Consider the following 19455-nt stretch of genomic DNA (forward strand, 5'->3'; position numbering starts at 1 on the left):
TGAGGAATAAGTTATGAAAGAACGCAGTGTTGCTGTGTTGCCGGAAATGCATGAGATTTGGCAGCAAACTTTAAATTGGCAGCCTAGTATCGCACAACAAGCGCAATTTCAGCAGCTTTATGAAGCGATCGTTATTGGTAATCAAAAATTAAATTTGACTCGCATTACTGCACCAGAAGAGTTTTGGGAAAAGCATCTGTGGGACTCTTTGCGGGGGATTGTATCTTTATTGCCAACAAATTATGTAGGGGCGGACATCTGTGCGCCCCTACATAAGATAATCGATATTGGTACGGGGGCTGGTTTTCCTGGAATTCCTGTGGCGATCGCTTTACCTGATGCTGAGGTAACTTTACTCGATTCTACGCAGAAAAAAGTTGCTTTTCTGAATTCTTTAATGACTGAAATGAGCCTGCAAAATATTCAAACTTTAGTTGGTAGGGCTGAAAATATCAACGAGCAACCCCAACAATCTAACAATTATGACATAGCTTTAGTTAGAGCTGTGGCGGCGGCTGATATTTGTGCAAATTACGCTTTACCTTTTCTCAAAGCAGAGGGCTTGGCTGTTTTATATCGAGGTAATTGGACAAAAGAAGAACAAACAACTTTAGAGGATACTGTAAAAAAGTTGAGCGGAAAAATTGAAAAAATTGAAAACTTTACCACTCCTTTAAGCCACGGTATGCGTCATTGTATTTATTTGCGTAAAATTAATTCATAATCGTTAGAAACTATAGAAACACGTGAATATAGCGATTTCCATCTAGATGCAATACATCTATATGGGCGCACGGCTGTGCGCCCATACAAATACATCTACCTCATTCAAATTTTTATGCCTTCTGACTCCTGTTTTTTTGTACTGGTTGAATTGAAAGCTGCCGAAATCGGATCGATCGCTGCGATTTCCAGTTACCATACTGTGCTTCGAGTGGCAGCGGTTTAATTTCTAAATTTTCATGCTTCATGGCATATTGCAAGACATCAAAAAAGGAACTGCGATTTTGATATTTAAATGTAATAGTATTCTGTCCGGCAATTCCTTGAAACTTCAGTTGACGTTGAACGCGATCGCCAACTTGAATCGGCGCAATTCTTTCTATCTGTATGCCATCAATCTCTACAATTATATCTTGAGGGCTAATCGGATTGTCAAAACTATATGTCAACACTAAATCTTGAGGAACAGATAAATAGAAAGTCAGTTCTGTTTTTTCTCCTATTCCCCAGCGGAACTTATTCTTCTGTTCATCTTTAGTAATTCCCTCCAATCCAGTTAAATTTAAACTATAGGGCGCACTATTTTGCAGTAGATTTGTTTCAGAGCTATCTAATAAAGGTTGGAATTTTAAGCTAGCACCTAAATCCGAGTTAACTTGAAGTCGCCAATTAGTAGATTTAGGAATAAATTCTATTCTTCCCCCGTAGGTGCTTCTGTCACCATAGTTGGCACGCCAAAACGACCGTAAAATTCTTGAGTACAGTCTTTCGTGAGTAAATCTGTATATAAATTAATTCCAGCAAAATCGTTCAGTTTATAAAAATCTGTAAAAAATGACCACTCATCAGAACGGAAACATTTTACTTGTGGAATTGACGTTTTCTTTTGCGTGTCTGGTGCGAGTAATTTATCCCAGCCTGCTGCAATATAAGGTTCTGCTTGAGATGGGTGTAAGCGTCCGAAATACTGTCCCATCACTTTTTTCTTATGGAATCGTCTTAAGGTAAAAATGCCGCTGTTATAGACATAATAAGGACAAGGACCAATTCCATTTCCGCCATGAACGCAGAAGGGAAAATCTAACACTGCTTCCCCTGGCTGCTCCTTAATATAATTCATGTAAGCGTAAAAGTTCTCATTTAGTGAAGCGGGTTGGTAGTAAGCTTTATACGAATAGGCAGTGTAAAGTTCAGTACAAGCTAGTAGAACTAATGCAACCGCTAAAAACTTTTTGCCGAAGGAACGCCAATGTTCTAAATTAATTCCTAAAGCAAAAATGCAAAAAATTACGGCATAAACTAGCGTGCTACGTCCGCTAACGCGATTAAAGCTAAACCAAGGAAAGATTTTTAAAGTTGGTAGAAAAGTGGGATGGTAGAGCAGGCAGAGTAAGAGAATAATTAGTAAGGGGACAAAGATACCAATGTGTTTTCTAGCTTGCCACAATCCTACAGTTCCTACTATTAGTAAAAACCAACCAGGACTACCATCAAAAAAAGCTTCTGTTGAGTCTAAAAAGAAGTTGGCATAATTCTGTCCTGGGTTGAGAAAAGGAAAAAATGGTATTATTAGTCGCGCTGGATTCGTCCACCAAGCACCATAAAAATCTCCCGTATCGCTTAAACTTTTAGCCGCTTTGCCAATTTGCAAAACCAAAGGTAGATATATATAACTGGCGATCGCAGTTATAGCTAATAAGATTAAACTCGTTTTGGGATGAGTAAAGAAGTCTCTTTTGTAACTTAAAAGTTGTAGCCGCAGGATTTTTTTGATTTTGACTTCTTTTTTAATTAAATATCTCTGAATATTGAGGGCAATAATATAAAGTATAGAAACCGTAAAAGATGTTAATGCATAACCAGCAACATATCCCAAATCTTGACCGAGAGATAAGACGAGCAAACACACCCTAAGTAGAATCAATCGTAGAGATACGTGTTGCCTCATCACCACTCGTTTGACGATGAGAAAGTCAGCAAAAAAACTGAGAATTGTCCAGTGTAAGATTGCGTAACCGACGTGCTGAGGATATTTTGCGATCGCGTAAAAGTTAAAAAAAGCAGCAATAAAGCCAGCACCAGCAGCGCGATATAAGCCGTAGTCTTTTCGGAGTAGGAAAAAAGTAAAAACTACCGTAACTGCGATTGAAAGCAAATAATAAAACTGCAACCAAGGACCAGTTTGAAATAGAGAATAAAGTCCAGCGTAAAATAGATCTTTCTCAATTCCCCAAGGCTGAAACACGCTATTGGTTCCATAGGGATAGAAAGCTTGATTATTAGTTAAATTTAGGTGAGGTACGGGAAAAAAATTAAAGTTTTTGGCAAAATAAAAACCTGTATATTCCCACAGGTCTACATATTCTTTATTGACAGTTGAATCTGGATAGCCTGGAAGTCCTGGACCAGTAAATCCGGTTAGCGGGTGGTAAAAATCTTTAATAACTAGAACGCTAAATGCTAGACAAAGGCAAATAAGAGTTACAATTTGAGTTGCGACGATCGCGAAGTGAATCGCCTTTGGCATCGTTTTATTTTTTACTTTGAAGCTATTCATTTTCAACCCTTTGCTACCAGTCAAAATACCTCAGCGATTGGGAATCGCAGCTACGCAAACAAAGCCTACCTTCGCAAGCTGGAATAGTTGTCTCGAACAGACTTAGTTTGTGTAGCCTCAGACTCGTAGTCTATCAGCTCTGTTTTTGCCATATTCCTAAAACAGATTTACCTAAAGAATATTGCAAAATTGGATCGATGTTTCTAGATAAAGGTATCATGACTTTATCCCAAAGCTGTATCTGCTGTTTTGTCGGCGTTTTACTTTTCAACACGAAACGGTTGCCTAATGAGGCAAGTAATCCGATGGAGTCGAGATAAATCAGCTGAATACAATTCAGGCTTCTGGGGATCGTGGATGCTAAACTTTGCTTGTTATAGCGTCGATAGTGTCCTATAGCTCGATCGAATGGCGTGAATAGCCACTGATGTGCGGGAGCTAGTACGACTAAGTAACCGCCATCTGATAAATGCTGCGTCACGGTCTTCACTTCTGTGCGATCGTCTTCTATATGCTCCAAAACATCCATGTAAATAATGGTATCAAAGCGATCGTTTGAAGCTAAATCTGCTGAGGTTCCCACTCTCGATTTACAACACGCTGGCACTCTGCCAACAGAAATTTTTAAATCGATCTTTTCCGTTAGAATTGGGTCTGGTTCTAAGCAAAGCCACTCTTTTTGATGACCCTTGCAGAGAAATTCAGTGGTTGCGCCTATCCCTGCACCTACTTCCAATACTCTACCTTGTAAGTATTTTTGAACTAGATTTCCATAATAGTTTTTCCAGTTATAAGCTTGAGAAAATAATTCTAATTCCGCGCCAATATAGGAGTAATCTTGCATCGACTTATTTAGACAAAACTTCTCTAGAAAATACTTCTTTCAACTTAGAAACAAAGTAATAATAGTCTTGACCAAGCATAAATCCATAACTATTCCTAGTATTTAAAATCATTAATGCAAAAACAATCGACAACATGACTGCTTGCATGAGAATCGAGCAAAGAATTCCAACTGCGATCGATGTCCAACCAGGAATTGCTAAACTGGTGAAGAGTTTAATAGATACAATTCCACCTAGAGATATTAGAATTAATAAGACAACGACCGACACAGAAATAATCAGTCTCGTACCTACTATATCTGCATAGACAGAAATCGAACTGATTCCGTGAGTTACCAAGGAAACAAAGTTCATTTTAGAGCGTCCGAACAAACGGTTGCTGCGCTTGGTAGCAATTTCAGTATATGGTATTCTCGCCCGCATAATTCCAGCGGCATAGTGATTCCAAATCTCGGAGATGACCACAATTCTAGACAAAAGTTGATATGGAATTACGCTGAAGTTTCCTACTTGAATGTGATGTCCGGTTAAGAGTTTGTAGACGAGTTTATAAACTAGATAAAAAGCTTTGAAAAGATATGTTTCCGATCGCTTAGTTCTTTTAGCGAAAATAACTTTGGCATTGCTTTCTGCTTGGCAGCAATTAATTAGTCTAGGAACATCTTGCGGATTGTCTTCGCCATCTCCATCCATAACGACAACGACTTTACAATTTAAGTTTGCTGCGATGTAAGCTAAACCAATCGCGATCGCTCGTTGATGCCCTAAGTTTCTTTTTAGTTCTAAAATATTGACTCTCTCGATGGCTTTAAAACTAAAAAATTTCAGTTCCGTGGGGGCTGGAGCGATCGAAGCATCGTCTACAATCAAGATATCTACGCGAATATCTCGGTCTAGAAAAGTTTCATCCAAACTCCAGAGCAACCTTTCCAGTGCCTCCCAATCATTAAACACTGGAATTAGCACGATCGCAGATGGAGAACGATGAAGATCGCTATCGAGCAATGTCATTTTAGTCCGAATCCTAAGCTAGACATCTTAGATGAGTAGTTGGCGATCGCGAGTACGATAGATATCCACATCGCACTGAGTTGAGTATTTGCATCAACAGCAAATTTCTGCGTTCATCTTACCACCCCTCAATGACGCAAAACTATTTTTAGGGTTCCGCGTCAGAATGGGGAGTCGGGAACGGTTAGTGGCTAGTGTCTGGTGGCTAGTGGCTTAGAACTTCTCCCTTGTCCCCCTTGTCTCCCTTATCCCCCTTGTCCCCCTGCTCCCTCTTCTACTGCTAATTATGCCGCTTTCGCTGCCATTGCTAAGCGCTGATTAATTTCTTGCCAGTTGACGACATTCCACCAAGCCTTGAGATATTCGGCGCGGCGATTGCGATACTTGAGATAGTAGGCATGTTCCCACACATCATTTCCCATAATTGGATAGTTACCTTCCATTAGGGGGCTATCTTGATTTGCAGTACTGGTAACTTGAAATTTACCGTCAGGAGTGCGAACCAACCAAGCCCAACCGCTACCAAACTGTTTTTCTCCCGCTTGATTAAATTGCTGTTGAAAGTTGGCAAAGCTACCAAAGTTTTTCTTGATAACAGAGGCAATTTCTCCCGTTGGTTCTCCGCCACCTTTGGGACTCATAATTTCCCAAAACATACTATGATTGACGTGACCGCCGCCATTGTTGCGGATTGTCATGCGAATATCTTGTGGTAGGCTGTCAAGTTTTTGGATAAGTTGTTCGGCAGTTTGACCTTTTAGTTTGGGATATTTTGCGATCGCTGCATTTAAATTTTTTACATATGTTGCGTGATGTCTGTCATGGTGGATTCGCATTGTCTGCGCGTCTATATGCGGTTCTAATGCTTTGTAGTCGTAGGGCAAAGGTGGTAATTTAAAATCTCCACTAGCACTTGGAGTCTGCGCCCAAGCTAAATTGGACGAAGTATAAGTTTCTATAGCATAAGCACCAGCAGTTCCTCCTACTAAAAACAAGAAATTACGACGCTTGATAGACATAAGTACTTACCTTTGCTGAGCTAGTCAAATTTGTTACAGCAATTTTCTGGGAATTGGTAGTTGGTAATTGGTGGTTGGGATTACCTTAGTTTTTAACGTCTGAACAATAAATTTTTGCTGCAACAGTTTTCATATTCTCAGGTTTAAGGTCATTGTGCCTATATTATTTCGCTAACTCTTGTACGGGCGAGTTTAGCTGAAATATCTGTAAGTCGTAAAGTCTGCTGGGTGAAACCCGCCCCTACAATTCCATCACTCCTAATCTTGCGACAGACGCTTGACTTCTGCGCCGCTTAATAGTTTGTGTGCTTCGGCGAGGATAGCAGGAATTTTATCAGCGTGCGGGCTGTTAGCAAGGCACGATCGCAAATCTAACTGCTCGATCTGCTTGGCTTGATTGCCAGGAAACCAATGACCACCATTGCCGAGGAGATTATACCGCATTTTGGCATATTCTGTGAGGTCGTAAGCGATCGCTAAGTTTCTCAACCATAGGATCGTCGGAATATTGACGTTACCTGGCGTTTCGTCATATCTGGGTAAACCTATCTGCCAAGTTTTTACCCAATCTTCCCCTAAACTGTCGCAAGCTGCTTGCTCTAATCGCGCCAAAATCGGTGGTAAAATCTCATCTGCCCGATCGAGATATTCTAGAGTTTTGAGGTGTTCGTCAAAATCCTGCGGTTTGGCAGCCCCTAAACTGAGAGTATGCACCTGAGAATGACTCAGACAAAATAAGTCGTTGAACACCATTGGACTGAGGGGAGAACAGAGTTCTACTAACTTTTGGGGTGGCTTGTAAAGCATTCCCCCCTTGTCGGAGGGGCTAATAATAAATACACCCATATCGTGACGATTGGCGGCTGCAACTGCCTCCCAGTTGACTTGGTTGATATAGTACCAATGGAGATTAACGTAGTCGAATTCGTTTGTGGCGATCGCCTGTGTAATAATTTCAGTTGCGCCGTGGGTAGAAAAGCCGATAAATCTTACCTTACCTTGAGCTTGCCACTGCCGTGCTAGTTCCAAACATCCACCAGGACGAATGGTCTGATGTAGGGTTTCAGCATCGTTAATGCCGTGGATACCTAGTAAATCGATGTAATCTAGGCGAAGATTGCGTAAGGACTGTTCAAATTTTTGGCGAAACTCGTTGGGATTTTGGCTGGGATTAACCTTCGTTTGGACGATTAAGCGATCGCGATCGCCTAATGGTAGAATGCGCCCTAGTTGCACTTCAGAAGTGCCGTAACCTCTGGCTGTCTCAATATGATTGATGCCTAGTTCAATTGCCCTCCGAATTGTGGCTTCTAAGTTACGCTGATTGTTCTGCGGAATCGTCCAAGCGGGGACATCTTGCCATTTAAACTGATAGCGCATACCACCACAGGAAAATACGGGCATGGGTATTTCTGTGCGTCCAAATCGTCGGTATTGCATAGACTTCCACGGGCGCACGCCTGTGCGCCCCACAAATTACATTTGTCTTACCACGGGTTGACCGTCTTGCACTTCGCCAATCAGGACGAGATCGGTACAGTTGACAAAGATGCCGTTTTCCAGTACGCCAGGAATGTTGTTGAGGGTTTTTTCTAATTCGGCGGGGTTATCGATCGCATCAAACCTCACATCAACCACCATGTTACCTTGGTCGGTGATTACGGGTCCGGCTTTTTTTACGCCCATCCGTAGTTCCGGTTTACCGCCTAGCTTTTCAATTGCCCGCATGACGGGTGAAATTGCCATTGGGATGACTTCTACTGGGACTGCAAATACGGAACCCAATCGGTCTACCAGCTTACCGCTATCGACAACGACGATAAATTGTTGTGCTAGGTAGTCTACAACCTTTTCACGGGTATGGGCAGCACCACCACCTTTAATTAAATTTTTCTGCGGATCGACTTCATCCGCACCATCAATTGCCAAGTCAATATGGTCTATAGCGTCTAGAGTAGTGAGAGGAATGCCATATTGTTTAGATAGGACTTCGGCTTGAAATGAAGTAGGAATACCAACAATATCTTTGAGGTCGCCAGACTTGAGGCGATCGCCGATATATTGAATTGCATAGGCTGTAGTAGAACCCGTCCCGAGTCCGACAATCGTACCAGACTTTACCAAGGCAGCGGCGGCTTTGCCAACTTCCTGTTTCATCGTTTTTACTGGATCTGCTGCTGCGGTCATGCTCAAAACTCAATTTCAAAACTCAATCTTCTGCCGCGATTAGTATATAGCGCTACGGGACGTTGAGAAAGAGGGAGCTTCTGAGCGATCGAGCAGGGAGTAGGGGGATAAGGGGGAACTCGGGGACCCCACGACCGAAGAGAGTGGGGATTAGGGGGCGAAGGGAGACAAGGGAGACAAGGGGGACAAGGGAGTGATAAGTGGGAAATCTGGAGGAATGAAATTTATATCTACACAAGCTAAGTTTATTAGTGTTGAGTTGAAACTTATGAGATGTTTGAGAACCTGTGTAGGCAGGTTTTGTCTGTGTAGCGGCAATTTTAACCGCCTGTTTAAGCAGGTGATTTTAATTAGCGCGATCGCATTTTTAAGTCTACTATCGTTCGCAACTCCAGCGTTAGCAGCAAAAGATCGATTGTTCCTCGACCTCTCGTTAGAATATTTAGGACAATATCAACTACCAACAAACCTTTCTAACGCACCAGTCACGGAATTTTCAGCAATTACTTATGACAAACGGCACGATCGCTTTTATGCTGTCTCTGGTAATGAAATCTTCACCCTCAAGTTGACTTTTAATAACGATTCTGAGCATATAAAAATTCAAGATATTGATATAGAGTCAGTACAGTCACTTATCGATCGCGATGGCAAACTATACGAACCGAAGACCTTTGTTGCTAAGGGAATTGCTTTAACACCGCAACAAACCGTATATATTTCTGGTTCTCAGATAAGTGGCGATCGCGCGCTTCCTTTTATCCGAGAATTCGATCTAAAAACTAGACAGTTGCTGCAAAGCCTGACTCTTCCTAAACGATATATTGCTGAAAACATCCAGGAAAAAGGGCAAAACCAGAATACTCAAATTACTCAAGACGATATAACATTTGCTGCTTTAGCTTTCAATGCGACTGGTACTGTTCCAACAAGTGGAGAACCAGTAAATTTATTTACTGCTACTGAGTCAACGCTAGTACAAGACCGAGATACGCCTAATTCTAGACCTAATTCTAAACAGGGAAAAGCTCGGTTACTACATTACTTAATTGGCTACGGGACACCAATGCTACTAGCAGAATATGCTTATCCTCTTGATGCCGAACTTGAGGAATTGTTATCTGTAGAAGGCGTTCATTTTCTCAGTTTAGAACTCCAGCCAGAGACAAAAACTGGAAAGATTTATCAGGTTGTGACAAGCGGCGCAACCGATACATCAAAAGTTGAGAGGCTTAAAGGTAAAATTAGAGGAGTTCGAGAAATTAAGAAAAAGCTAGTTTTAGACTTACAAGAGTTAGGAATTACTTTAGAAAATTTGTCAGGTATGACTTTCGGTTCTCGCTTATCTGATGGTACGAAAAGTTTGCTTGTCATGAGTCATGACCAACAGGTAACTAATTTTCTGCTTTTTCGCCTGCGTTATCAATGATTTGAAACTGTCTTCAATCCTATTTATTAACGATTCATCTAAAATCAACTTGATAGTGAACTGTCTTTTGAATTTGCTCTAAAGACAAACCAAGTTCGCGCGACAATGCGACTTCGATTTGGCTAACTTCTGTGAAAGGAAACTCAAACTCTAGTTTTTTCAAGGCAGAATTAGCTGTTTTCACTTTAACTTTAGAAAAGCCCTGATGATACTTAATCTCAACTCCAATTGAGAGGATGACCTTAGTTGGTTGTTCTTGGACTTGAGCGTTGGCTTGGATCGGAGTTGTGACGTAATAAGAGCGTTGTAAAATTTTATCGGCGATCGCTGCTCCACCGCTCCAAAAAGCGATCGCCAAAATCGGTAGCGGCAACCAAAATTCTAATCCCAGGGATTTGAGAGGGTAAAGCGATCGCAGTCTGCGCATCAGTTAGTCAACACAGTTCGGCTACTATTATCCATATAAGTCTATCTCGATTTAGAAACATTAACTGTAATACCCCTCAATGAACAGCGATCGGCTACTAGTAACTTTTTTTGACTTCTGACTTTTGACTTTTGACTTCTGATTTCGTGTTATCCTATGGTAATTTTACTTGTAGAAGACGATCCAGCACAGTTAGAACCCATACACGCTGCTCTTTCTCAAGCAGGACATACTGTAGATACTGCCAAAGATGGCGAGACGGCGCAATGGTTGATAACTCAGAAAGATTATGACTTGCTCATCGTAGACTGGATGTTGCCGAAAGTGAGCGGTGTAAGTTTGTGCCAGCAGTATCGGCAAACTGGTAAAACTGCCCCAGTGCTTCTCCTAACGGCAAAAGATACCATAGCAGATAAAGTCGTAGGCTTGGATGCGGGAGCAGATGATTATCTCGTTAAACCAATCGATCTGCTAGAGTTATTGGCAAGAGTCAGGGCATTAGGCAGGCGATCGCCCCAATGGCAAGGTGACACCACTATCGTTGGCGATCTTCAACTCCATCGTCCCACGCTTACCTTAGAAAGAGGAGAGGCGATCGCTCAACTTTCAGTGCGAGAATTTCAACTGATGGAATATTTCATGCGTCACCCCCGCCAAGTTCTCTCTCGCGAACAAATTGAAAGCACTTTATGGGAGTGGGGAACGGAACCAGAAAGTAATGCCGTGACTACACTAGTAAGAAGACTACGCCAGCGAATGCAAGCCGTCGGAGCCAAAGATTGGTTGGAAACTGTATATGGTATGGGATATCGATTGAATGCACCAGAATAGAGGGGTCATTTGTCATTTGTGAATGGGTAATTGGTAATTGGTAGTTAGGTGGCGAGTGGTGTGTGGTGTAGGGAATTGGTAGTTGCTAGTTGGTAGTTGGTATGCACCTGAACCCCTGCCCCTAAAGCTCCCCTGCTTCCTTGTCTCCCTTGTCTCCCTTGTCTCCCTTGTCCCCTCACTCCTCACTCCTCACCCCTCATCATGTTCAGTCGCAGTCGCCGTAACATAGCTTGTTGGTTTGCTCTATCGATGGGAAGCATCCTCGTGGTTTTTGCGGGGGTAGTTTACTACTTGGAAGTGGAAGAACAATTGCGGAATTTCGATCGCAATTTGTATAAAAAGACTAAAGCGATCGCAACGGATGCAGAGTACCAATTTTATCAGGGTCGATGGCAGTTCGATCTGGAACAACTGCCGATGCTAAGCAATAATACATTACCAATAACAGGAGATATTGCTTACGCTCGCTGGTACAACTCTAAAGGGGAATTAGTCCAATTTGTTGGTTCTCCGCCTGCACCGAAGTATCTCAAGCTAGCTCCTGGTTTTGAGACAATTCAAACTCCCACACGCTCAAAACTGCTTAAACTTTCTAGCTCTAAAACGTGGTTGCGGCAGATTACACTACCAGTTTTAAAAGCGGATTTGCTCATCGGTTATTTACAAGTGGCAACTCCAATGACTTCTATGCGCCAGAGTCTAGAGCAAACGCGCTTGTATCTTTCGCTCGGCGTACCGCTAGCTCTTAGTACAATTGGGTTGACGGGTTGGTACTTGGCAGGGCTGGCGATGAAACCAATTCGCCGTGCTTACGAGCAATTACAGCGTTTTACTGCTGATGCTTCACACGAATTACGCGCCCCTCTCGCAGCAATTTTGAGTAATGCCCAAGTGGGCTTATTAGCACCAGCAGAGGATACAAATAGTCCGCGCCAGCGTTTAGAAAATATTGTCGATCTGTCAAAATCAATGAGTACGCTGATCGGTAATTTGCTATTTTTAGCACGTCATGAAGGAGCGTTGGCTACTGAAGCGCTCAAAAGTATCGATCTCGTCAGTTTGCTGCAACGGTTGGTGAGTGAATATCAAGCACAAGCAGCAGCACAGGGGTTAGATTTTGTTGTTCAACTGCCAGAACAACCAATAAAACTCGTTGCCGAACCTGATTTATTGCAACAAGCGGTGAGAAATTTGCTGAATAATGCTTTCAAGTACACCCCCTCTGAAGGTAGAGTTTGCTTGCGAATATTTACCCAATCTTATCGAGCGATCGTCCAAATTGAAGACAATGGCATCGGCATTCCATCTGAAGATGTACCCCATATTTTTGAGCGGTTCTATCGCGTAGACACCGTGCGATCGCGGCAAACAGGTGGATTTGGTCTAGGCTTAGCGATCGCCAAACAAATTGTCGAGGCACACAAAGGCAAGATCGCCGTCCAAAGCACCCTGGGACAAGGCGCAACTTTTAAAATCGAACTGCCTTTAAGGTAATTAAGTTGTCAGTTGTAAGTAAGAAACCTCTTGCCAATGACCAATGACCAATGACCAATGACCAATGACACATTCATGTCATATTTGTGCGGCAAACTCAATTTAAAGTAATATGCAGAAGTCGCTGACTTCTAGCAACTTTTACTTGTAAATACCCGTTGAGAAATTTAGTTATACAGCAATGAGCTGTGGCTAAAAATCGACGAACTTACCATCAAGTACCTTTTTAATACAAGTACCATTAGCCAGAAGCAGTAGATATGACTGAGCTTTCTAATTGACATTAAGTCTTCACCTAAAAAATTGACGATATGGCAAATAAAGTAGCATCACCAGCGCTGAAGCCAACCCTTTCAGTGGTGGACGCAAGCGCGATCGTCGTCGGTATGGTGATTGGCGCTGGAATTTTTGAGACTCCCACTCTGGTGGCTCAGAATGCTGGTAGTCAAAGCGTTATCTTATTCGCTTGGCTGCTAGGTGGGGTTGCCTCATTGATTGGCGCTCTCTGTTATGCCGAACTGACGACAGCATATCCTCACCCAGGCGGGGATTACCACTATTTCATGCGTGCCTTTGGCACGAACGTTGCTTTTCTCTTCGCCTGGGCGCGGATGACGGTGATTCAAACTGGTTCGATTACGCTGTTTGCTTATGCGTTTGGTGACTACGCATCCCAAATCTTGCCACTAGGGAGCTATTCTTCTGCGATCTATGCAGCCCTCTGCATTGCTATTCTGACCGGATTGCATATCATGGGCGTGCAGCAGGGAAAGTGGACGCAAAACTTACTGACACTATCAACGGTATTAGGTCTGGCATTGGTCATCATTGCTGGAATGATTACTGTAGCTGGTACTACTCCCGTACCTAACGGTACGCCAACCAATAACGGTGGAGCTTTCGGACTGGCAATGGTCTTCGTGCTGTTAACCTACGGTGGCTGGAACGAAGCAGCCTACATTTCGGCAGAAGTGCGGGATGCCAGACACAACATGGTTAAGACGTTGCTGTTGAGTATCGCTCTGATTGCTGGACTTTACATGTTAGTCAACTTTGCTTACATCCACGGACTGGGGATTGCTGGTGTAGCAAATTCCAAAGCGGTAGCAGCCGATCTGATGCGGCGGGTGTTTGGCGAAAGTGGGGCAAGATTAATTAGCTTTATCGTTGCTGTGACTGCACTGAGTTCGATCAACGCCACAATTTTTACAGGAGCGCGGACGAACTTTGCTTTAGGACAAGACTTTCGCTCTTTCTCTTTGTTGGGGCAATGGAGCGATCGCCGTCACACACCTACCAATGCTTTACTCATACAAGGGGCGATCGCATTAGGACTCGTTCTTCTAGGAACGATCACTCACGAAGGCGAGAAAGGCTTTGAAACGATGACAGCCTACACCTCACCCGTATTTTGGTGCTTTTTTCTACTGTCGGGAATAGCATTGTTCGTCCTCCGCCAACGGGAACCCAACACGCCTCGAACTTTTCAAGTCCCTGGCTACCCAATTACTCCCTTGATTTTTTGCGCCATTTGTGCTTATTTACTTTACTCCAGTATTACCTATGCTTCCAGTCAGGCATACAGTATTGGGGCGATCGTCGGTATTAGCATGATGGTTGTGGGCGTACCTGTACTGTTTTGGGTGCGTCGCAGGCACTAGATATAAGGCAATAGAGAAAAGAAGTCGTAAGTCGTAAGTCATTCTCCCTGCTCCCTTTCTTCACTAATAACTAACAACTGATAACTGACAAGAGGAAATACAGATGCAATTACCACTAATACTCAAACCGATCGCGGTAGGTGCGATCGCCGTTAGTATGGGCATTATCGGTTGTACGCAACAGACAGGGCTGAATGCCCAGGCAGAACCTAATATTGCTCAAACAACTCAAACAGCACCACCAGCAGGACAAACCGAACAACGGGAACCTGACGTACCTTACGTGCCTACACCTCAAGAAGTTGTGGATGAAATGCTCAAACTGGCAAAAGTTCAAAAAGGAGATGTCCTCTACGATCTGGGTAGCGGTGACGGACGCATTCCTATTACTGCCGTGAGAGAATATGGCGTAAAAAGGGCTGTAGGTATAGATATCAATCCCGAGCGAATTGAAGAAGCAAACGAAAATGCCAAAAAAGCAGGCGTGAGCGATCGCGTGCAATTTCTCAATCAAGATTTGTTTAAGTCCAATTTCAATGAAGCCTCTGTCGTGACGCTGTACCTACTACCAGATATTAATGTCAAACTGCGACCCCAGTTATTCAAACAATTGAAACCTGGTACTCGGATTGTTTCCCACGATTTTGACATGGGTGAATGGAAACCCGAGCGCACGGTACAAGTACAAGGACCAAACCGAACTCACACCCTTTATTACTGGGTCGTTCCTGAAAAACCACCAGCTAATTTACAGGGGTGAGGAGTGAGGGGAATTCGGAATTCGGAATTCGGAATTAATTGCGAATGGGCGACTTGCAACTTCTCCCTTGTCTCCCTTGTCCCCCTTGTCTCCTCTTCCCGACTCCCGGACGGGCGGGTTTGGAAACCCACCTCTACCGACTCCCGACTCCCTATGAAATACGCAATACTCATAACTACTTTAGTCGCCCTACCGACGGCGAGTTTGGCGCAGTCTGGACGAGCTGGGGCAGATGTGGAAGCCTTGGTAAAACTCGGTCCTAGAGTGGCTGGTACGCCAGTTATGGCAAAGGCAAGTGACTATCTAGAGGCGGAGTACCGCAAAGCTGGCTACACAACTCAAATTCAAACTTTTACCTACTCTCGATTTGAGGATTTAGGTTCGAGTCTGACGGCAGGAAAAAGCAAAATTACAGGTTTACCTCTAAGTGGATCGGTTGCAGGTAAAGTTGATGCGCCGTTGGTAGTTGTACCCAACGTCGGACGACCGGAAGATTTTGCTCGGGTTGATGTTAAAGGCGCGATCGCAGTTGTCCAAAGAGGAGAAATTCGGTTTTCCGAAAAGGTACAAAATGCCAGTACTGCGGGTGCGGTAGCCGTGGCGATCGTCAATGACAGATCGGGAGAACTCGCGGCTTCTCTTGGTGGTGGAGTCAGTAAAATTCCTGTCTTGGCTTTATCTAGAGAACAAGGCTCTGCTTTACTACAAAGTTCTCAAACCACACAGCCAGCCACTTTACACGTCAATACTCGGCAACGTCAAGTTACCGGACGTAATGTGGTAGCTCATCTACCAAGTGTCGCCAAACCCCAAATACTCTTGGGCGCTCATTACGACTCCGTACCAGGTGCGCCAGGGGCGAATGACAATGCTTCTGGGACGGCTGTTGTTTTAGAAATTGCCCGCAGAATCTCTAAAACTCCCTTAGCAAACCAAACTTGGTTTGTGGCTTTTGATGGCGAAGAAGACGGGTTACATGGTTCTAAAGCTTTCGTACAAACCGCCCAACCACAGTTTATCTCTAGCCTTAAGGCAATGCTAAATTTTGATATGGTAGGCGTAAATTCTAGTCTTCGCGTGAGTGGTACACCTCAGCTCACAGCCCGAGCGAAAGCAGCGCAAAGTGGGTTGTCTACTTCTGAATCTTACAGTGGTAGCGACCATGCTTCTTTTGCAGCGGCAAAAGTTCCAGTTTTATTTTTTCACCGAGGGCGGGAGCCTAACTACCACACGCCAAACGACAAGCAAGTAGACTCAAATCTACTTGATGAAACTGTCAGCGTGGGACTAGAGATTGTCGAGCAATTGCTTTGAAGTGTGGGCTGTTAATAGTTAATGGTTAATGGCAAATAACCATTAACCAATGACAAAAGACCAATCACAAATGACCAACAACAAACCTACAATGTCTCAGAATTCTGTTGTGAAAAAGTCAGTCACTTATTTATCTTTAATCTTTATGGGGGCTGCGGGTAGTTTGTTAGGAACCCAGCTATTACCCAACCGACCGGAGTTAATCCCGCCATCAGTTGCTCAACTCCCGGCTCAGGTTCCTAGCGGAAATATTAACTTTATTGCTAACGCTGTAGACCGTACTGGTGCAGCGGTCGTCCGTATTGATGCGGCACGGGCTACCCGCGCTAGACAACCTGGAGCTAGGGTAGTGCGGGGAACTGGTTCGGGCTTCATTATTGAGCCGGATGGTTTAATTTTGACAAACGCTCATGTTACTGGTGGAGCTGATACGGTCAATGTCACCCTGAAAGATGGACGCAAATTTACTGGTCGGGTCTTGGGTAGAGATGAATTGACAGATGTGGCTGTAGTGAGAATTCAAGCCAATGATTTACCTACGGTAACAGTAGGCAACTCTGACAACCTCCGACCTGGAGAGTGGGCGATCGCGATCGGTAATCCTTTAGGATTAGATAATACTGTTACTGCTGGTATCATCAGTGCTACAGGTCGTTCTAGCAGTGATGTAGGCGTTCCCGACAAGCGCGTCGGTTTCATTCAAACTGATGCAGCGATTAATCCCGGTAATTCTGGCGGACCCCTATTAAATCAACAAGGGCAAGTGGTGGGAATGAATACGGCAATTATCGGCGGCGCTCAAGGTTTGGGTTTTGCGATTCCTATCAATCGAGCGCAGCAAATCGCCGAGCAACTGGTTGCTAAAGGAAGGATCGATCGCGCCTATTTAGGGGTTCAAATGGCAACTCTCAACGATGAGATTCGAGAAACCCTAGCCCAAGAGTCAAATGGTGATGTCACTATCTCCGCCAACCAAGGGGTAGTCGTGTTAGGAGTCGAGCGCAATTCTCCTGCTGCTGCTGCGGGGATTCGTCCTGGCGACGTGATCCAGCAAATTAACGGGCAACAAGTAAAAACTGCCGATCAAGTGCAGCAAGCAGTAGAAAATAGCCAAATCGGTGTCAATATCCCGCTTGAAGTCAGTCGCAATGGCAGAAATATTCAGCTCTCGGTAAGAGCTGGTGAATTTCCTGCCAGCGCTAGCTAAAGGATGCATATTAGGTATGGGGAGCAGAGACGTTCATGCAACGTCTCTACACCTCCAAAATATTTTCCTGTCCCTTAAGTATGGATAATCTGCCCAATCCCAACTGGTGTTATCAAGTTTTAGAAATCTCCCCAACGGCGACGGCGCAAGAGATTAAAATGGCTTATCGCCAGCTGGCGCGGAAATATCACCCCGATCTCAATCCAGGCGATCGCACTGCGGAAGATCGGTTCAAACTCATCGTCCAAGCATACCGCACCTTACTCACCCTCCAATCGCAGCCATCTTCCAGCACTTCTACAAAAACTACACCACATCCAGACACCACTTCTACTTACAGTACAGGTGGCGTGCGCTTCCACGTTAAGCAACGCGACTGCACGCCTTCCTCTCCTCCCCTCTCTTCAGAAGAAAAGTTACTCAAATTGAGTACGCTCAACCAAGTCTACACTTTACTCAAGCGTCAGAATTTTCAGCAAGCAGTAGACATAGCAGAAAAGCTAGCTATCCGCTTTCCCAAAGATTCAGACGTGCAACCGTGGCTAGCTGTAGCTTACCATCGTTGGGCAAAACAGCTGATCTCGCGACAACAGTGCGATCGCGCTAGAATTTACCTCAAAAAAGCTTTGCAAGCCGATCCTCATAACCAGAAGTTATGGCGAGAAATCGATCGCGATTACAAAGCTATAGAACGCCAGTTAATGTTTTGATCCGCAAAAGCTATTGACCGGATCGATATTGGTGACTTCATTTTGTAGCCAAATTAATATCTAACTGTCACAGTCATGTCACATTCATTCACTATCTTATAAATGGCTGCAACGAGTAAATGAGTTACTCCTCACCCTATCCTCAATTCAGCGAGTAAATAGCCTCTCCATATTTTGGAGAGCTTTTTTTATGTAACTCGCACTAAGCGGTCTTCCTCTACACATCCTGTCCCAAATTTCCGCTAAGTTAGCTTTTGGGGTAAAAATTGGGGTAATTGGGGTAACAGTACGAGGAGCCAGCTACATGCAGGGGTTTTCTCCGTTCAGCGGACTGGCGTTACTAATTTGGGTTTGTATTTTTCTAATATCTGGTCGAATAGATTTGCCTCTCTTATTGGTGGTTTTAATAAAGCAAGTTTTTGTTTATTGTTTAAACTATATTTTTCTAAAGTTGGATCGAAACAACCATTGAGTGCATTATTGTGCATTACCCAGCATTTAGCCTCTAATGCACTCCAATTTTGCGGAGTGTCTATCAAGTTCACTCGCTTACGCACTGCGTAGCCAGAAGGCTTGCCAAACAAGGGAGCTTATTTGGTGCTAAAGGATAAGCGCAAATTACCATCTTTCCATCGTTCTATACGACAAGTAGTTTCGTAGCCTTGTTTTGCAGAATTGACCATTGCGTACACTCCGTAGAAAAAACGTACAAAAAATAAAGCTAGAAGCTGTAACAACCTCTAGCTTTAGATGATATGAGAGAGCAGGACATAAGCTGGATTCTGTTTTCTGCTGCATCAACGCGATCGCATCTCTACATACAGAAGGCAGTTATCTATCTGGGATGCCTGTTACCAGACACCTCTAGCGGTACACCAATAGCGGAACTGGTAAAAGACCAACCGTAGTTCCTCCGACCTTGCTCCCAACCGGGGTTTACCGAGCCAGCACCTCTCGATGCTGCTGGTGCGCTCTTACCGCACCTTTGCACCCTTACCCTTTTCAGTTGTCAGTTATCAGTTATCAGTTATCATTTGGTCACTGGTCACTGTTCGCCGATCGCTGAAAAAGGCGGTATCTTTCTGTGGCACTATCCTCACGATCGCTCGCACTGGGCGTTACCCAGCAAGTTTGGTCTTTCGGGAGTCCAGACTTTCCTCAGACCAGCTGTAAAAGCTGGCTGCAACTGCCTGCGCCTACTCTCTCTAGATCTAGTGTAATGGTAATGGGTAATGGGTAATGGGTAATTGGTTGTTAGTTGTTGGTTGTTGGTTGTTGGT

Annotated in this window: 21 protein-coding genes and 1 other RNA gene; 10 read left to right on the forward strand and 12 right to left on the reverse strand. The window is 43.9% G+C overall.

The genetic code is table 11. From position 1 onward, the window contains the following. Positions 1-13: 13 nt before the first annotated feature. Positions 14-724 carry a 16S rRNA (guanine(527)-N(7))-methyltransferase RsmG gene (gene rsmG / locus M5J74_RS02790; RefSeq protein WP_250015267.1) on the forward strand — a complete coding sequence of 237 codons (711 nt, stop codon included), beginning with the start codon at positions 14-16 and terminating at the stop codon, positions 722-724. A gap of 112 nt (positions 725-836) precedes the next feature. Here rsmG and M5J74_RS02795 read toward each other — a convergent pair whose 3' ends face one another. From M5J74_RS02795 to rpiA, 7 genes are all read right to left on the reverse strand, one after another. Further along, on the reverse strand, positions 837-1274 hold the full coding sequence (locus M5J74_RS02795) for a hypothetical protein (RefSeq protein ID WP_250015269.1): 438 nt from the start codon (positions 1272-1274) through the stop codon (positions 837-839). 140 nt (positions 1275-1414) lie between these two features. Then, on the reverse strand, positions 1415-3250 hold the full coding sequence (locus M5J74_RS02800) for a hypothetical protein (RefSeq protein WP_250015271.1): 1836 nt from the start codon (positions 3248-3250) through the stop codon (positions 1415-1417). Between the two features lie 163 nt (positions 3251-3413). Further along, positions 3414-4124 carry a bifunctional 2-polyprenyl-6-hydroxyphenol methylase/3-demethylubiquinol 3-O-methyltransferase UbiG gene (locus M5J74_RS02805; protein WP_015152613.1) on the reverse strand — a complete coding sequence of 237 codons (711 nt, stop codon included), beginning with the start codon at positions 4122-4124 and terminating at the stop codon, positions 3414-3416. 4 nt (positions 4125-4128) lie between these two features. After that, a complete protein-coding gene (locus M5J74_RS02810) occupies positions 4129-5136 on the reverse strand; it encodes a glycosyltransferase (RefSeq protein ID WP_015152614.1) in 1008 nt (335 codons plus the stop codon). A gap of 284 nt (positions 5137-5420) precedes the next feature. Beyond that, complete coding sequence (locus tag M5J74_RS02815; RefSeq protein ID WP_250015279.1) at positions 5421-6155, reverse strand: superoxide dismutase; 735 nt, start codon at positions 6153-6155, stop codon at positions 5421-5423. A gap of 258 nt (positions 6156-6413) precedes the next feature. Then, on the reverse strand, positions 6414-7595 hold the full coding sequence (locus M5J74_RS02820) for an aldo/keto reductase (protein WP_106170170.1): 1182 nt from the start codon (positions 7593-7595) through the stop codon (positions 6414-6416). A 36-nt stretch (positions 7596-7631) separates the two neighbouring features. Further along, positions 7632-8342 (reverse strand): ribose-5-phosphate isomerase RpiA, encoded by a 711-nt coding sequence (rpiA, locus tag M5J74_RS02825; protein WP_015152617.1) that lies wholly within the window; start codon positions 8340-8342, stop codon positions 7632-7634. Positions 8343-8404: 62 nt separating this feature from the next. Here rpiA and M5J74_RS32490 point away from each other — a divergent pair, with 62 nt between their 5' ends. Together M5J74_RS32490 and M5J74_RS02830 are read left to right on the forward strand one after the other, a co-directional pair. After that, entirely contained in the window at positions 8405-8539 is a 135-nt protein-coding gene (locus M5J74_RS32490) for a hypothetical protein (RefSeq protein WP_256498661.1), read from the forward strand. Positions 8540-8610: 71 nt separating this feature from the next. Beyond that, positions 8611-9771, forward strand: coding sequence for an esterase-like activity of phytase family protein (locus tag M5J74_RS02830; protein ID WP_250015281.1), 1161 nt, complete (start codon positions 8611-8613; stop codon positions 9769-9771). A 34-nt stretch (positions 9772-9805) separates the two neighbouring features. Here M5J74_RS02830 and M5J74_RS02835 read toward each other — a convergent pair whose 3' ends face one another. Continuing rightward, positions 9806-10198 (reverse strand): hypothetical protein, encoded by a 393-nt coding sequence (locus tag M5J74_RS02835; RefSeq protein WP_015152619.1) that lies wholly within the window; start codon positions 10196-10198, stop codon positions 9806-9808. Between the two features lie 156 nt (positions 10199-10354). Between M5J74_RS02835 and rppA the strand changes: the two genes are divergently transcribed. Beyond that, positions 10355-11029 (forward strand): two-component system response regulator RppA, encoded by a 675-nt coding sequence (gene rppA, locus M5J74_RS02840; RefSeq protein WP_015152620.1) that lies wholly within the window; start codon positions 10355-10357, stop codon positions 11027-11029. Positions 11030-11041: 12 nt separating this feature from the next. On the opposite strand, the gene M5J74_RS02845 is transcribed toward rppA, so the two are convergent. Continuing rightward, entirely contained in the window at positions 11042-11215 is a 174-nt protein-coding gene (locus tag M5J74_RS02845; RefSeq protein WP_181824258.1) for a hypothetical protein, read from the reverse strand. Positions 11216-11230: 15 nt separating this feature from the next. On the opposite strand from M5J74_RS02845, the gene M5J74_RS02850 reads away from it, so the two are divergent. The 3 genes from M5J74_RS02850 (at position 11231) to M5J74_RS02860 (ending at position 14944) form a co-directional block, all read left to right on the forward strand. Further along, positions 11231-12523: a cell wall metabolism sensor histidine kinase WalK gene (locus M5J74_RS02850; protein ID WP_015152621.1), complete on the forward strand. Its 1293-nt coding sequence runs from the start codon at positions 11231-11233 to the stop codon at positions 12521-12523. Between the two features lie 311 nt (positions 12524-12834). Beyond that, positions 12835-14184 (forward strand): APC family permease, encoded by a 1350-nt coding sequence (locus M5J74_RS02855; RefSeq protein WP_015152622.1) that lies wholly within the window; start codon positions 12835-12837, stop codon positions 14182-14184. 103 nt (positions 14185-14287) lie between these two features. Then, positions 14288-14944 carry a cyclopropane-fatty-acyl-phospholipid synthase family protein gene (locus M5J74_RS02860; protein ID WP_015152623.1) on the forward strand — a complete coding sequence of 219 codons (657 nt, stop codon included), beginning with the start codon at positions 14288-14290 and terminating at the stop codon, positions 14942-14944. Here M5J74_RS02860 and M5J74_RS02865 read toward each other — a convergent pair. Continuing rightward, positions 14899-15117 (reverse strand): hypothetical protein, encoded by a 219-nt coding sequence (locus tag M5J74_RS02865; protein ID WP_250015283.1) that lies wholly within the window; start codon positions 15115-15117, stop codon positions 14899-14901. The two genes, M5J74_RS02860 and M5J74_RS02865, sit on opposite strands and share 46 nt — an antisense overlap. On the opposite strand from M5J74_RS02865, the gene M5J74_RS02870 reads away from it, so the two are divergent. From M5J74_RS02870 to M5J74_RS02880, 3 genes are read left to right on the forward strand one after another with little or no spacing between them, the layout of a single operon-like run. Beyond that, on the forward strand, positions 15098-16258 hold the full coding sequence (locus tag M5J74_RS02870) for a M20/M25/M40 family metallo-hydrolase (RefSeq protein WP_250015284.1): 1161 nt from the start codon (positions 15098-15100) through the stop codon (positions 16256-16258). The genes M5J74_RS02865 and M5J74_RS02870 overlap by 20 nt on opposite strands. Before the next feature lie 49 nt (positions 16259-16307). After that, positions 16308-17465 carry an HhoA/HhoB/HtrA family serine endopeptidase gene (locus M5J74_RS02875; RefSeq protein ID WP_015152625.1) on the forward strand — a complete coding sequence of 386 codons (1158 nt, stop codon included), beginning with the start codon at positions 16308-16310 and terminating at the stop codon, positions 17463-17465. A 35-nt stretch (positions 17466-17500) separates the two neighbouring features. Next, complete coding sequence (locus tag M5J74_RS02880; RefSeq protein WP_015152626.1) at positions 17501-18175, forward strand: J domain-containing protein; 675 nt, start codon at positions 17501-17503, stop codon at positions 18173-18175. A gap of 323 nt (positions 18176-18498) precedes the next feature. On the opposite strand, the gene M5J74_RS02885 is transcribed toward M5J74_RS02880, so the two are convergent. Beyond that, entirely contained in the window at positions 18499-18720 is a 222-nt protein-coding gene (locus M5J74_RS02885; protein WP_127024183.1) for a hypothetical protein, read from the reverse strand. Positions 18721-18930: 210 nt separating this feature from the next. Next, positions 18931-19379, reverse strand: an RNA gene (rnpB, locus tag M5J74_RS02890) — RNase P RNA component class A. Positions 19380-19455: the final 76 nt, after the last annotated feature.

It is taken from the genome of Chroococcidiopsis sp. CCNUC1 (assembly GCF_023546805.1).
GTDB lineage: Bacteria > Cyanobacteriota > Cyanobacteriia > Cyanobacteriales > Chroococcidiopsidaceae > Chroococcidiopsis > Chroococcidiopsis thermalis.

Bases quoted from the DNA above. Each gene is read 5' to 3' on its own strand.
- M5J74_RS02875 (WP_015152625.1), top strand. From the start codon at position 16,308: ATGACAAAAGACCAATCACAAATGACCAACAACAAACCTACAATGTCT.
- M5J74_RS02815 (WP_250015279.1), bottom strand. From the start codon at position 6,155: ATGTCTATCAAGCGTCGTAATTTCTTGTTTTTAGTAGGAGGAACTGCT.
- rsmG (WP_250015267.1), top strand. From the start codon at position 14: ATGAAAGAACGCAGTGTTGCTGTGTTGCCGGAAATGCATGAGATTTGG.
- M5J74_RS02855 (WP_015152622.1), top strand. From the start codon at position 12,835: ATGGCAAATAAAGTAGCATCACCAGCGCTGAAGCCAACCCTTTCAGTG.
- M5J74_RS02800 (WP_250015271.1), bottom strand. From the start codon at position 3,250: ATGCCAAAGGCGATTCACTTCGCGATCGTCGCAACTCAAATTGTAACT.
- M5J74_RS02830 (WP_250015281.1), top strand. From the start codon at position 8,611: ATGAGATGTTTGAGAACCTGTGTAGGCAGGTTTTGTCTGTGTAGCGGC.
- M5J74_RS02820 (WP_106170170.1), bottom strand. From the start codon at position 7,595: ATGCAATACCGACGATTTGGACGCACAGAAATACCCATGCCCGTATTT.
- M5J74_RS02880 (WP_015152626.1), top strand. From the start codon at position 17,501: ATGCAACGTCTCTACACCTCCAAAATATTTTCCTGTCCCTTAAGTATG.
- M5J74_RS02835 (WP_015152619.1), bottom strand. From the start codon at position 10,198: ATGCGCAGACTGCGATCGCTTTACCCTCTCAAATCCCTGGGATTAGAA.
- M5J74_RS02810 (WP_015152614.1), bottom strand. From the start codon at position 5,136: ATGACATTGCTCGATAGCGATCTTCATCGTTCTCCATCTGCGATCGTG.
- M5J74_RS02870 (WP_250015284.1), top strand. From the start codon at position 15,098: ATGAAATACGCAATACTCATAACTACTTTAGTCGCCCTACCGACGGCG.
- M5J74_RS02860 (WP_015152623.1), top strand. From the start codon at position 14,288: ATGCAATTACCACTAATACTCAAACCGATCGCGGTAGGTGCGATCGCC.
- M5J74_RS02865 (WP_250015283.1), bottom strand. From the start codon at position 15,117: ATGAGTATTGCGTATTTCATAGGGAGTCGGGAGTCGGTAGAGGTGGGT.
- M5J74_RS02805 (WP_015152613.1), bottom strand. From the start codon at position 4,124: ATGCAAGATTACTCCTATATTGGCGCGGAATTAGAATTATTTTCTCAA.
- rpiA (WP_015152617.1), bottom strand. From the start codon at position 8,342: ATGACCGCAGCAGCAGATCCAGTAAAAACGATGAAACAGGAAGTTGGC.
- M5J74_RS02850 (WP_015152621.1), top strand. From the start codon at position 11,231: ATGTTCAGTCGCAGTCGCCGTAACATAGCTTGTTGGTTTGCTCTATCG.
- rppA (WP_015152620.1), top strand. From the start codon at position 10,355: ATGGTAATTTTACTTGTAGAAGACGATCCAGCACAGTTAGAACCCATA.